The sequence below is a fragment of the Flavobacteriaceae bacterium HL-DH10 genome, from assembly GCA_031826515.1.
GTDB lineage: Bacteria > Bacteroidota > Bacteroidia > Flavobacteriales > Flavobacteriaceae > Thalassobellus > Thalassobellus suaedae.
Map to the genome: position 1 here is coordinate 473209 of CP134536.1, position 13266 is coordinate 486474.

Annotated in this window: 13 protein-coding genes; 12 read left to right on the forward strand and 1 reads right to left on the reverse strand. The window is 32.5% G+C overall.

Annotated features, from left to right (window positions below):
• Positions 1 to 580 precede the first annotated feature (580 nt).
• The 7 genes from RHP49_02010 to RHP49_02040 all read left to right on the forward strand — a co-directional run bounded on the left by RHP49_02010 (position 581) and on the right by RHP49_02040 (position 7272).
• Positions 581 to 1129, forward strand: a complete 549-nt coding sequence (locus tag RHP49_02010) for a hypothetical protein (GenBank protein WNH13036.1) — start codon at positions 581 to 583, stop codon at positions 1127 to 1129.
• Positions 1130 to 1301: 172 nt separating this feature from the next.
• The gene (locus RHP49_02015; GenBank protein ID WNH13037.1) at positions 1302 to 1826 is read left to right on the forward strand and encodes a hypothetical protein; all 525 of its coding nucleotides are present in this window, start codon (positions 1302 to 1304) and stop codon (positions 1824 to 1826) included.
• Positions 1827 to 2102: 276 nt separating this feature from the next.
• A complete protein-coding gene (locus RHP49_02020; GenBank protein ID WNH13038.1) occupies positions 2103 to 3305 on the forward strand; it encodes an amidohydrolase family protein in 1203 nt (400 codons plus the stop codon).
• Positions 3306 to 3481: 176 nt separating this feature from the next.
• The gene (locus tag RHP49_02025; protein WNH13039.1) at positions 3482 to 4072 is read left to right on the forward strand and encodes a hypothetical protein; all 591 of its coding nucleotides are present in this window, start codon (positions 3482 to 3484) and stop codon (positions 4070 to 4072) included.
• 323 nt (positions 4073 to 4395) lie between these two features.
• The gene (locus tag RHP49_02030; GenBank protein WNH13040.1) at positions 4396 to 4920 is read left to right on the forward strand and encodes a hypothetical protein; all 525 of its coding nucleotides are present in this window, start codon (positions 4396 to 4398) and stop codon (positions 4918 to 4920) included.
• Positions 4921 to 5110: 190 nt separating this feature from the next.
• On the forward strand, positions 5111 to 5947 hold the full coding sequence (locus RHP49_02035; GenBank protein WNH13041.1) for a hypothetical protein: 837 nt from the start codon (positions 5111 to 5113) through the stop codon (positions 5945 to 5947).
• Entirely contained in the window at positions 5944 to 7272 is a 1329-nt protein-coding gene (locus RHP49_02040) for an MBL fold metallo-hydrolase (protein ID WNH13042.1), read from the forward strand. Before RHP49_02035 ends, RHP49_02040 begins: the two co-directional genes overlap by 4 nt.
• Here the strand turns inward: RHP49_02040 and RHP49_02045 are convergent.
• Positions 7269 to 8234: an IS110 family transposase gene (locus RHP49_02045; protein ID WNH13043.1), complete on the reverse strand. Its 966-nt coding sequence runs from the start codon at positions 8232 to 8234 to the stop codon at positions 7269 to 7271. The two genes, RHP49_02040 and RHP49_02045, sit on opposite strands and share 4 nt — an antisense overlap.
• 439 nt (positions 8235 to 8673) lie before the next feature.
• Here RHP49_02045 and RHP49_02050 point away from each other — a divergent pair, with 439 nt between their 5' ends.
• The 5 genes from RHP49_02050 (at position 8674) to RHP49_02070 (ending at position 13112) form a co-directional block, all read left to right on the forward strand.
• Positions 8674 to 9288, forward strand: coding sequence for a helix-turn-helix domain-containing protein (locus RHP49_02050; protein ID WNH13044.1), 615 nt, complete (start codon positions 8674 to 8676; stop codon positions 9286 to 9288).
• A gap of 832 nt (positions 9289 to 10120) precedes the next feature.
• A complete protein-coding gene (locus RHP49_02055; protein WNH13045.1) occupies positions 10121 to 11113 on the forward strand; it encodes a TlpA disulfide reductase family protein in 993 nt (330 codons plus the stop codon).
• Between the two features lie 164 nt (positions 11114 to 11277).
• Complete coding sequence (locus RHP49_02060; protein WNH13046.1) at positions 11278 to 11607, forward strand: hypothetical protein; 330 nt, start codon at positions 11278 to 11280, stop codon at positions 11605 to 11607.
• 20 nt (positions 11608 to 11627) lie between these two features.
• Entirely contained in the window at positions 11628 to 11996 is a 369-nt protein-coding gene (locus RHP49_02065; protein WNH13047.1) for a hypothetical protein, read from the forward strand.
• Between the two features lie 177 nt (positions 11997 to 12173).
• Positions 12174 to 13112, forward strand: coding sequence for an NAD-dependent epimerase/dehydratase family protein (locus tag RHP49_02070; GenBank protein WNH13048.1), 939 nt, complete (start codon positions 12174 to 12176; stop codon positions 13110 to 13112).
• Positions 13113 to 13266 lie beyond the last annotated feature (154 nt).

A 13266-nucleotide genomic window follows, 5' to 3' on the forward strand; every position in this document is an offset into this window, starting at 1 on the left:
CGAAAACACAACACCGTATATAAAAAATTGCTAGTTTTACCCTAAACCAATGTTAGTTGCTTTGTTTGCTAGCTTCTGATTTTCCTTCGGAAAATCCTCGCACGCAAACACGCAACTTTCCATATACATCAACGTTAGCGCACATTCTCACAAAGCGCACTAAAGTCAAAAAATTACAAAAAAGTGGTAAAAAAATAGTTCTTAAAACCATACTCAACTGACTTCACTCCTACTCTAAACTTCTGACTTTTGCCAATCAAAACGCAATTGTTGCGAACGAATGACCTTCTGCACGGCAAATCTAAATCTGGATAAAAGAAAAAGAAGCTACGCTAAATATCGCAAACGCAACTGTTGCGGTAAAAAAGAAAATTAGTCACGGCATATTTTTGCGATTAAAAAATACAAATTGTAAGAAAAAAGAAAACGTGCGCTAACAATATGTATAAAAAATGCTTACTTTAGTCCTTAATCGAATGGTCTTTGCTCGTTTGTTAGCTTCTGATTTTCCTTCGGAAAATCCTCGCACACAAACTCGCACTTTCCATACATTTACCGTTGTAACACATTTGAGAAACTGATGAACTTAAAAAAAATACTATCTGATTTTGGGAGTTGGATTTTTACTGGACTTACATTTTTAGGATGCATAATTATTTATGCAGGAATTGGCGGAAGAGGAAGATATAATTCTACAGGAGAAACTAATTTTTATTTTGTAGCAGTCGGAATAGTTCTGATTTTACCTTTTCTGATTTATATGCTCAAAGCTAAAATTCTGATAGATAAAGCGGAGAATGAGGAAAGCAAAAGAATTTCTGACCTAATTAAAAGCGGAGATAAAGTTATTGTCAATTTAGATGATTTAGAAATACAGAGTAATAGCTACAAACAAGAAATAGAAGTCGGGAGCGGATACAACACTCGGAATGAATATATTGATGTTAATCATAACGTGATACTGATAGATTTTCCATACAAAAATGACTCAATTAAATACAAATTGAATATTGATATGGACACAACGAAATTAAAAATGCACTTTGCGATTAAACAAGAAACTGAATTATATGTTGACCTTACAAATCCGAATAACAACTATTTGGATTTGCGATTTTTAGAAAGTTAAAAAACGTGTTACAACACCGTATAAAATTAATTGCTATTGCAAGTATACTTACGAAAATCCTTTCGGATTTTCTATCCGGTTTGTATTTGCTAAATTAGGTGCTTAAAACACGCAACTAATCTTATACATCAACGTTAGCTGCAAGACGAAAAAAAATCGCAATAAAAACATAATGAAGAACTTATTTTTAATCATATTCGGACTATTAACATTTAGCGGATTTTCTCAAGATTATTTGCTTGCCGACGAAAATTCCGATAAAACTATGATAGCCGATTTTATTGAAAAATCTATTGCAGAAAAAAAACTGAAAAAAAATCCAGTTATTGTAGTAAACGAAAGAGTTTTAAAAGACGACGAATTGGATAAATTAAATTTCTATAAGTCTGATATTTTAGAATTTAGTTTAGTAGCAATGGATAATACTCAAATGGTTGAAATTTACGGAGAACAAAGCTTAAACGGAGTTTTATTGATTGAAACAAAACCGTTTCAAGAGAAAGCTGCGAAAAGTATTTCGGACAGTAAAGTATTATTCTTAATAAATGATAAACAAATAACTCAAGCAGAACTCAAAAAAATAAATCCTGACACAATTGAATCTCTGAATGTGATAAAAGACAAAAAAGAAATAGCAAAATATACGACTGACGAATATGATGGAGTTGTAATAATTAAACTAAAGAAAACGGAATAAAGTCCAGCAGCTAACAATGTATAAAAATAATTGCTCAATTTCGAGCTTAACCAAAGGTCGTTGCAAGTTTACTACATCTGATTTTCCTGCGGAAAATCCTCGCACGTAAACCCGCAACTCTTTTTATACTAAACGTTAGCAAACATTAAAACAAAATAAGAAATGAATATTTATAATATACCTAAAAAGTTACTTCTATCTATTTTAACACTTAGCGTCTCATCAATTTTTGTTCATGCTCAAGTTAACTCAATAAAAGTTATTAAGGCTGGAAGATTGATAGACACTGAAATAGGAGTTGTTTTGAATAATAAAATGATTTTGATAGAGAATGATACTATCAAAAAAATAGCTGACAATATTGAAATACCTAAAAATGCATTAGTTATCGACTTATCTAACGCTACTGTACTACCAGGTTTAATAGATTGCCATACCCACCTCACATTCCAATCAGGCGATAACTATTACGAGATGTTCAGAAAATCAATAGTTGATTATGCAGTACTTGCCCCTTCTTATGCTAAAAACACTTTAGGGGCTGGTTTCACATCTGTAAGAGATGTTGGTGCTGAATCATTTTTAGATGTTGCCTTAAAAAAAGCTATAGATGATGGAAAAATATCAGGTCCAAGAATGCAGACAGCTACTTATTACATAAGCTCAACAGGTGGGCATGGTGATTTAGTAGGATTTTCCCCAAGGCTAAGTTTTAATAATGGCCCAAAAGAAATGACTGGAATAGCAGATGGTGTGGATGATGTTAGACAAAAAGTCAGATATTTAATAAAACATGGTGCGGGAGTTATTAAGTTTGGAGCAAGTGCTGGTGTTTTATCGGAAGAAGAAAGTGTTGGAGCTCCTCAATATAGTCAGGAAGAAATGAATGCAATCGTATCTGAAGCCAAAATGTGGGGAAGAAAAACCTGTGCTCATGCACATGGAGCTAAAGCCATTAATATGGCCATTAAATCGGGAGTGGCCTCTGTAGAGCATGGTAGTTTTGTTGATGATGAAGGTATAGCCTTAATGAGAAAAAATGGAACTTATTTGGTCGCAGATATTTACGTTGATGATTATATTCTAGCAGAATATGGCAAACTTGGTTTTCCTGAGGATATAATTAATAAGGAAAAAATAGTTGGTTTAATTCAACGTCAAAATTTTCAAAAAGCCCATAAAGCAGGAGTAAAAATAGCCTTTGGCTCAGATGCTGGTGTTTATCCACATGGTTGGAATGGAAAGCAATTTTACCATATGGTTAAATGGGGAATGACCCCTATGCAAGCTATTCAATCTGCAACAATTAATGCCTCAGACCTTATGGGTTGGGAAGATAAAGTAGGGTCCATTGCAGTTGGTAAGTATGCCGATATCATTGCTGTTGTTGGAAATCCAATTGATGATATAAAGCTATTGGAAAACGTTCAATTTGTTATGAAAGGTGGTGAGGTTTTCAAAAATCTAATTGAGAAATAAATATATACAAAACGTTTGCTAACAATGTATAACCGCAATTACGGCGGATTCGACTACGTCCGAATCCACTCGGAATTGCTAACGTCTGTGCCAAACCGAAAATTAACGCATATTAACCCGTAACTGACGGTTATACGAGACCGTTGTAGCCAATTTGAGAAAAACCAAGTAAACGAATGAATATTGTAGAAAAAGAAGCAGTAGAATACGCAGAATATGAATTCTTTAATGGAGATTCTCATAATACTGTTGATAATTTATCAAGTGATTTATCGTCAAAACTTTACAGTCTAAAACGGAAAAAAGACAAATTGTTTTTTCTAAATATCTTAAGAAAAGAAGTTTTAAATCAAAAATTAGAACACGAAAAAACTTGTAAAACAGTTAATTGTGGAACTTCTCAAGAAAAGGAAACAGGATTATTTGTAATTGACCAAGAAATCGAGGAAATATCTCAATCTTACGAATATCAACCAAAGCATTCGGATGAATTTAGTTCGGAACAGAAATCTGAATTACATAACTCACTCAATGAAATCAAAGACAAATTAACCAAACTTGGATTTGGACAACAAATAATTTTTGACGAATTGGACGAATTAAAAGAGCATCTGAACCTTGGAAAGAAAAACTGGTTTCAATTGCTAAAAGGTAAATTGTTTGACTTGACTGTGAGTAAAACTTTGGAAGAAACAGTTATTAAAGAAGTATATGAAACACTTTCTGATGGTTTTAAGGATTTGCCAAACTTAATAGAGAATATATAAATTATGAGTTGTACAGCCCAACCAATTTTCAAAGTCAGCGTAGATAATAAAGTAACATTTTTATGTTCCAAATGTATGTCCGAACACGTCAACGGACAAGTACTATTATTGGAAAGTAACATCGTGGGAATGACTTGTCAATGTCAAGAATGTTAAATAAAAAACTGGCTACAACAAAGTATATAAAAAATTGCTAGTTTTAGCTAAACCAAAGTTTGTTGCTCCTTTGCTAGCTTCTGATTTTCCTTCGGAAAATCCTCGCACACAAACACGCAACTTTCCATATACATAAACGTTGGCAGCAACCTAAAAAAACAAGCTTAATGAAATGGAATATTGGATTAAATGAAAGAAAGGACATTCTTACATATGCCTTGCTACTTGAAAATTTCAGTTCAATTTTCTTATCAAATTTACTCGGATTAAAAGATTATAGAAATTCAATATCATTTGGAAACACGAGTGGCAGTTTATCATTTAACCAAAAAATTAATCTATTAATAGATATCGGAGCATTGTCAAAAACTGAAAAAAGTAAATTCCAGACTTTTATGGAGATTAGAAATCAATTTATGCACAATATTTCAGCTGATTCATATGAATCTTGTTACGCTTTCTTACCAGGAAAGGATAAGTTTATTCTAAAGCTCTATCCTCAAGACCCTGGACTCACAAAAGAAGAGCAATTAAAAAAAGCTACGGTCGAATTAGCGGAATCTCAGCTTAAAATCACCATCGGGATTTTTGATAAAGTCAAAGAAAAAGTTGAAAAAGAAGTTAGATCTGAATTGTTGGAAAAAATGCAACCGGTGTTATTTAAAAAAATAGAAGAACTATCAAAAAAATAAAAGGCAGCTGCCAACACCGTATATAAAAAATTGCTAGTTTTAGCTAAACCAATGTTAGTTGCTTTGTTTGCTAGCTTCTGATTTTCCTTCGGAAAATCCTCGCACACAAACACGCAACTTTCCATATACATAAACGTTGGCGGTCATTGTAAAAAGACAGCGGAGCATCCAAATAATTATGACAAAAAAAATGAAAGGAACTTTTTTAACACTTAATCCAAAAGCGAAAATCTTTGAAGAATTAAAAACTCAACAACTCAAATGGTGGACAGTTTTGCGTGAAGATAATGAGCTGTATATAGAAATTCGCAAAGACAACTATATCAATGTTTATTATTACGGAGGTTCAGTTGCTAAAATTGATTATGCTAATGGTTTTGTGGCTGAAACTCATCAGAAATATTTGGGTGATGATAAACCTCGTGGCAAAACAAAAAAGGGAACGGATATATTTAAATATGACCAAATTGATTTAGCAAATCTAAACGAAACAAACATTGCAGATATTAAAAATCACATCAAGAGTGATTATTTACGACATATCAATGATGAGAATCCGGCTGAAAAATGGATTCAAGGGAAAATGATAAAGGGAAACTCAAATTATATCGACTCAGAGTTCCAGTTCAATCAAGACCCGGAAATTGGCAAATTAAGAATAGATTTGATTGAATTGTCAGGAAGTGTTTTGTCTTTTGTTGAATTAAAAGGAATTTCAGACAGCCGTTTAAGGAATGATTCAATAAGGAATCCTAATACGCCTGAGATTATTGAGCAAATGCGAAAATATCATTTGTTTATCAATAAGTATGAGATGGAATTATTGGATTATTACAAAAAACTCATTGAGATTAAAAATAATTTAGGGTTGACGAAAATCGTTTGCCCAAAACTTACTCTGAATAAAACTCCTAAACTAATAATTGCAAACACATATACCAAAGACACTCTTGGCAGAAGAGAAAGGATTCAAGACATAGAGAAACTTTTAAAAAATCATAATATTGATTACAAAATTCTAAAATGAAAATAATCATTCATCGAGGCATAGACCAAATAGGAGGTTGCATAACTGAAATTGCAACTGACAACGCAAAAATCCTAATAGATTTGGGTCAAAATCTTCCTGATGGTGAAGGTATTGTTAATGATGATTTTGCCAATTTCGATGCAATTGAACAGATAACAAAGGGTATTGATGTGATATTTTACACACATTATCACGGAGACCATTTAGGACTTTTTCATCTTGTTCCTGATTCTATTTCTCAAAATATTGGCAAGGTTGCAAAAAGAGTTGCATTATGTAAGCATCAACGACTTGCATTTATAAAAGACCGCAAAGAACAGTCGGAAAAAGAAATTGCAAAAATTGAAGCAATGCAATCTTTTGAATCCCAACAAATATTAAAAGTTGGAGATATTAAAATAATACCATATTTCGTAAGCCATTCGGCTTACGATTCTTTTATGTTTTTAATTGAAGCAAATGGAAAACGAATTTTGCATACTGGTGATTTTCGTGGACACGGTTATCTTAGCAAAGGTCTTCTACCAACGATTGAAAAATTAATTTTAAAGCAAGGTAAGATTGATTTTTTGATTACTGAAGGAACAATGCTTTCACGTTTAGATGAAAGAGTAAGACACGAAAATGAATTGAAAAGTGAAGTTATTGAATTAATGAAAGAATACAAAAATGTATTTGTAATGTGTTCATCTACCGATATGGAGCGATTGGCTACATTTCATGCGGCTAACAAAGAAATGAAAGCCAGACCTTTTGTTTGTGATGATTTTCAAAAGAATGTTTTAGAAATTTTTTCAGATTCAGCTGGTAAAAAAAGTGCCTTATTTGATTTTGGAGAACCTTATGCTTTCTGGAAAGAAAACGATAAGTTAATACAATGGATGCAAGACAAAGGTTTTTGTATGTTAGTCCGTGCAACTGACAAATTCAATGATTACATTGAGTTTTTATTGCCATTACTAGAGAAAGACAAGACCATTCTAATTTATTCTATGTGGAAAGAATATGTCAATCCAAAAAGTAAACATGCAAATAAAAAGTACTTGGATTTTATAGATAATTTCCCAAAATTGAGTAAAATTCATACAAGCGGACACGCTTCAGCTGACTGTCTTGCTGATGTTTGCAATCTTGTAAATCCGAAAAAAGGAATTATACCAATACATTCTGAAAATTCTGCTGACTATAAAAAACTGCCGATTAAAGAAAAATTAAAAGATAAAATAATTACGGAAACAAAGACAATTGACGATATGATTATTGAGATTAAAAGAACAACGAACCGCCAACAAAGAACTGAGTTAAAAAACAAGCAATATTAGGCTAATTTAGAAACAAAGTTTTCATCATAAGGTCTTCCAGATTTTGCAATAGCAAATGCCTGCTTTAATAACTTATTTGCTACAGCAATTAATGCTAATTTTTTGCTTTTTCCTTTATTAACTAATCTTTCATAAATTTCTCTACAAGCCTTGTTATGCTTACAGGCTGAAAAAGCGCATAGAAACAGTAGATTTCTCAGCTTCTTGTTACCAACCTTGCTTATTCTACTTCGACCTCTTACGCTACTACCGGATAATCTTATAGTTGGAGTAATCCCAACATAACTGCATAGCTGCGATGCTGTCTCAAACTTCTTAAAGCCATCAGTTACTACTATTAAAAACAAGGCAGTCTTTACTCCCATACCTGGGATACTGTTTAATAATGTTAATTGATATTGTTGGTCTTGTTTCACTAAAGCTAATAGGCGTTCCTCGATCGCGGCAATCTCCTTTTTTAAATGCTTTACATGACGCTTTAATGAACGATATACAAACTTTGAAGGTATTCCTAAAGTTTCTTCCCCATGAAGTTTATTCTTTGATGCCGTACTCTGTTTTATGTAACTATCTAGTAATCTAAAGAGCTGCAAGCATTCGCTCTGGACTTCATTTAAAGCTGTGTAAAGAGGAACACCATTCATTTGTCCATACTCACAAATAGCTTTAGCATCACTCTTATCTGTCTTTACTTTGGCCAACTTCATCTGGATAAAGCGTTTTACTGACAGCGGATTCACAACAGATACACAAACTCCTGACTTGAATAAAAACTGAGCTAAACGGTAATGATAATAGCCTGTTGCTTCCATGACTACTAATGCGCCTTTTGACACATAATTTAAAAAGCTTTTAAATCCTCTCTCATCATTTTTAAACTGGGTGTGACCTGTTTGGGAACCATAAACATCAAAGACATCTTTACTAATGTCTAATCCATAAATTTCACTATATTTATTCATAAGAACTGTATTTGGAAAGAACGAGCTACTGACGTTTCAACAACTTGAAATCGAGATCTAAGGTCTCACAGAACTGAACGAAATCTTAGTAGTAAAAGAGAGAGGGTTATCAATGTTGTCGAAGTCTAGGCTTCACCGTATATACTAATCTTATTTCTCTCTTTTGTTCTTTCTATTAGTTATCTAATTTAATGAAAGACAAACTTAAGTCGTGTATAAAACATTGGGGTTTAAGTGGTTATTCGAGCGTTCTGCCCCGCATCAAGTTCTGTGTAACTTGACAGGAAAGTCGCCCGCAATCCCCAACGTTTCATACACGTAACCGTTATATGACATTTAAGCCATAAGTTGACAAAAATGTCATAAGATTGACATAGAAACGACGTAACAACTAGAACAGCATCACAATATCTTTGCTGAGTAATATAAAATACCCAAAATGAATAATCAAAACTTAGCAATTAAAATCAAAGACTTAAGAAACCGAAAAGGATTTTCCCAAGAACAATTGGCAGAAGAATCAAAGTTAAGCCTCAGAACTATTCAACGAATAGAAAAAGGAGAGTCGATTCCAAGAGGAGATACGCTCGTAAAATTAACTCAGTCGCTTGATGTAACACCAGATGATCTTATAGAATGGCAAATTACTGAGGATAAAGGCTATATACAGCTACTTAATTGGAGTTCCATTAGTTTTATAATAAACCCTTTGTTAGGAATAATAATTCCTAGTGTAATGTGGATTTTGAAACGTGAAAAAATAAAACTTGCAGACGATTCCGGTAAAAAAATAATTAATTTTCAAATTACCTGGGCTTTAATGATAAATTCCATTCTTATAATTATACCATTAATATTAAGAGAAGAAGTTTTCATTTATTGGGATATCAATATAAAAGTTTCCATTAGTGCTCTAATAAACAATTTTTCACTACCAACCGTCATTTTATTTTCACTATATGCATTTAACTTAGTCTCCATACTTTTTAATGTAAGAAAAGCCCAAAAGGGAATAAAAAATAAATATTTACCTGCAATCCCTTTTTTGAAATAAAAAACGCCATATAACACTATATAAAGTTTATTGCTTCGGATTTTCCTTCGGAAAATACTCGCAATTTTGCTATCTTGGTTTCTTAATCTGAAAATCCTCACGGATTTTCACGCAACAAACCTTATACAAACGTTGTAAGCAATCACTCGACTTGAGTAAAGCCTCTATAATTCGGATGTTTTTGCGCTAAATAAGGACCACTAAAACCCGCTGAGATCTAAGTGGATTATAGGAGATAATTCGCTGCCCAAGTTTTCGGCGATAAAAGCCGTGAAAATGCATTTTCAAACGAGCGTTGTCGTATAAAACTTGATAGCTAAGATGTAAGAAAAAAATTACAAAGTCAAGACCTCCCTGATTTTAATCTGATATCTTAGGAGATCTCAGCGGGTTTTAATGGTACGGTATTATATAAGAGCGCCTAAATTCAACGACGCATACCACAATGTATATGTCATAAAATTTATAAAAACATCTCGAATTCCTTAAATAGGACTCAAGCCGAGTGACTGACATTTATATCATGTCATTCTTCTAAAATGTAATGACATGAGTCTTTTTAGACTCCTAAAACCCTAAACCTAGGATCACTAATACCTATTGGAGTCTAAAAATATAAAGCTTACAACATTATATATAAAAAATAAGGGATATCGTGCTTTCAATAAAGATTCAGGTATAAAGCACAATCGCCAATTTAGAAAATTAATATTTATCCTACATTTTAAACATTTATTTACTAAATTGGCTAAAGTAAAATCAGAAGGTATTTGATTTTTAAATCCCTTACTTTCCATATATTTTACATTAGCAACAAGCAAAACCAACATCTATGAGAAAAATAATATTTGGAATAATAACACTATTGACTTTTTCCTGTAACGAAAAACCTAAATCTGAATTTTCCTTGAGTGGAATGACAAATGGAATTGAAAATGGAGCTATTATATACCTTGACTATAATAATAAAGTATTAGATTCAACTATTGTTCAAGACAACACTTTCGAGTTTAAAACTAAATTACCCAACACACCGATGAACCTTTGGATTCATAACAAAGACTTTTCTAACTATAGGTCATTTTGGGCTGAAAATAAACCAATGACCTTCAATGCAAATAAAACTGATTTTAGAAATGCCATAATAACAGGTTCTGAATCAGAAAATTTAAGTTTCAGTCTTTATCAAAAAATAGACACATTACCAAGAACTGAAAGACAAAAAGCGGAAATGGAATTTGTAAAAAACAATCCAAATAGTATTGTAAGTGCCTCAATGCTTTCGCTATATTCAACAACTTGGGGGAAAGAAAAAACCAAAGAGCTTTATGAACAATTTTCAACAGAAAATAAAAACTCAAAGTTTGGAAAAGAAATCACAAGATATATTGAACTAAATAAAGAACCTAAAATCGGAGAACAGTTTGCGGACTTTGAATCGGAAAACCTAAATGGAAAATTAAAAAAATTATCCGATGTTAAAGGAAAAGCTATACTTCTTGAATTTTGGGCTTCTTGGTGTGGTCCTTGTCGTCAAGAGAATCCTAACCTTGTAAAAACTTATGAAAAATTCAATCCAAAGGGTTTTGAGATATTTGCTGTTTCTTTAGACCAAGACAAAGAAAGTTGGTTAAAAGCAATTAAAAAAGACAGTTTGAATTGGGAACACGTAAGCGATTTAAAAGGTCAAAAAAATGAAGCTTCATTGATTTATGGAATTAACGGAATACCAGACAACTTTTTAATTGCCGAAAATGGAGAAATAATCGGACGCAATTTACGAGGAGAAAAATTAAATCAAAAATTAAAAGAAATACTGGAATAATGCCAGTTGCCAACACCGTATAAAAAAAATTGCTAGTTTTAGCTAAACCAAAGTTAGTTGCTCGTTTGCTAGCTTCTGATTTTCCTTCGGAAAATCCTCGCCGCAAACACGCAACTTTCCTTATACATAAACGTTGTGCATAATGCGAAAAAACCGATAATAATATGGCAAAAGTCCACCTACAATTTTATAAAACGGAATATCATTATAAAGGTGATACACCAGCATTTTATCACGAATTGAATATTGAAGTCTTACCCAAAGTTGGAGAAAAATTCAATTATCAAGAATGGATGTTTAAACTTATGGATGAAGAGGCTCAAAAAGAATTTACCGAAAATTTGGATTTCCAACCTGGAGAGTTTTACGTTATTGGAAAAATGGACTATCCTGGAAAAGAATATCAAATTGACCACGCATTCTATCTAATCGAGCAAATGGATGACGGAAAATCTGGATTTATTGACCTAAAAGACAATCCAGAAGATTATTAAAATAAACTAAACAAAAATAAATGGAAATAGGAATTGAAAGAGACAACGGAAAGTATGTTGGATATAAAATCGACGGAGAAATAATCAATGGATTGTATCAAACTGTGGAATTAGATAAAATTGCAGACAATTGTAAAAATTTTGACATTAAAGTAGAAAAACCAAAAAATGGAATGGTTGCTTCAAAAATGTCAAAAAGAGATAATCTCTGCATTTTGACAATGAAATTTGACAAAGAAAACCAGGTGCAATTTTTAGTTGGGAATGACTTAAACTTAATTGAATTGAACTGTATTCCGACTGAACAAATGCCGACTGACTTAAGGAAAATGATTATTCAAGCATACGAACTGACTCAAAAGAATACACTAAAAGATTTTATGAATTAAAAGCACTATGCACAACAATGGCTATAAGTAATTGCTTGTTCTCGCTTACTTCTGAAAATCCTCACGGATTTTCAGTTTGGTGCGTACTTGCAAAGTTAAGTGCTAACCCACACAACTACTCATAGCCGATACCGTTAGCCTTTATTTAAAAAAACATAACTAATCAAAACAGAAAATATGAAAACAGTTGGAATTATTGGAGGTTCAGGCTTCATTGGAAGTCATACCACAAAGAAATTTTTGCAGGAAGGATTTAAGGTAAGAGTATCAGCTACCGATATTTCCAAAACTGAAAAATATGAACATTTAAAAAATTTACCGAATGCGGAAAACCTTGAAATTCTTCCTCTAAAAGTTGAAAATAAAAGTCAATTAAAGGAATTCACAAAAGGCTGTGACATAGTTGTTCACGGTGGAACACCTTTTCAGCTAGATGTACAAGACCCAAAAACTGAATTGTTTGACCCAACTATTAAAGGAACGGAAAATTTCCTTGAAGTAATTAACGAAACGCAAGGAATTCAAAAAGTTATTTTTATTGCTTCGGTTGCTTCATATAATACAAATTTCCCTTTGCTTCCTAACGGAAAGGGTGCTGACGACACAATTGATGAATCTGACCAACCATTTATGAGTGAAGAAAGTCATCCTTATGCACAGGCAAAATATATTGCTAACCAAACTGTAGAGAAATTTATAGAAGAACATCCAAATGCTGATTTTGAAATAACAAGTGTTTCACCTGTCGCTGTTATGGGTAAATCATTATCACAAAGAGAGGATTCAACTTCTTCAGGTCTACAATTTCTTTTCAAAAACAAAATTGCACCAAATCCATTTGTTCAAATGTTATTTGATACTGATACAGAATTTGCGATTGTCGATGTAAAAGATGTTGCAGACGGAATTTATAGTTCAGCTACTAAAAAAGGATTAAACGGAAAAAACTATTTATTAAGCAGTGAGAGCTGGAAAGTTTCGGACATTACGAAAATGCTGAATAACGAAAAACCTAATGGAAATGCTAAAATTGTTTACAGAAACGATAAAGCTAAACAAGAATTAGGAATTGAATTCAACAAGGCAGAAGTTCCTTTAAGTGAATTCGGAAAATAAAAACAAAGGCTAACAATGGCTATAAGTAATTGCTAGTTCTCACCTTCTTCTGAAAATCCTCACGGATTTTCAGTTTGGTGTGTACTTGCAAAGTTAAGTGCTAACCCACGCAACTACTCATAGCCTAACCGTTAGGTGCAATTTGAAAAAAACT

Bases quoted from the DNA above. Each gene is read 5' to 3' on its own strand.
- RHP49_02045 (WNH13043.1), bottom strand. From the start codon at position 8,234: ATGAATAAATATAGTGAAATTTATGGATTAGACATTAGTAAAGATGTC.
- RHP49_02055 (WNH13045.1), top strand. From the start codon at position 10,121: ATGAGAAAAATAATATTTGGAATAATAACACTATTGACTTTTTCCTGT.
- RHP49_02015 (WNH13037.1), top strand. From the start codon at position 1,302: ATGAAGAACTTATTTTTAATCATATTCGGACTATTAACATTTAGCGGA.
- RHP49_02030 (WNH13040.1), top strand. From the start codon at position 4,396: ATGAAATGGAATATTGGATTAAATGAAAGAAAGGACATTCTTACATAT.
- RHP49_02025 (WNH13039.1), top strand. From the start codon at position 3,482: ATGAATATTGTAGAAAAAGAAGCAGTAGAATACGCAGAATATGAATTC.
- RHP49_02010 (WNH13036.1), top strand. From the start codon at position 581: ATGAACTTAAAAAAAATACTATCTGATTTTGGGAGTTGGATTTTTACT.
- RHP49_02050 (WNH13044.1), top strand. From the start codon at position 8,674: ATGAATAATCAAAACTTAGCAATTAAAATCAAAGACTTAAGAAACCGA.
- RHP49_02065 (WNH13047.1), top strand. From the start codon at position 11,628: ATGGAAATAGGAATTGAAAGAGACAACGGAAAGTATGTTGGATATAAA.
- RHP49_02040 (WNH13042.1), top strand. From the start codon at position 5,944: ATGAAAATAATCATTCATCGAGGCATAGACCAAATAGGAGGTTGCATA.
- RHP49_02060 (WNH13046.1), top strand. From the start codon at position 11,278: ATGGCAAAAGTCCACCTACAATTTTATAAAACGGAATATCATTATAAA.
- RHP49_02035 (WNH13041.1), top strand. From the start codon at position 5,111: ATGAAAGGAACTTTTTTAACACTTAATCCAAAAGCGAAAATCTTTGAA.
- RHP49_02070 (WNH13048.1), top strand. From the start codon at position 12,174: ATGAAAACAGTTGGAATTATTGGAGGTTCAGGCTTCATTGGAAGTCAT.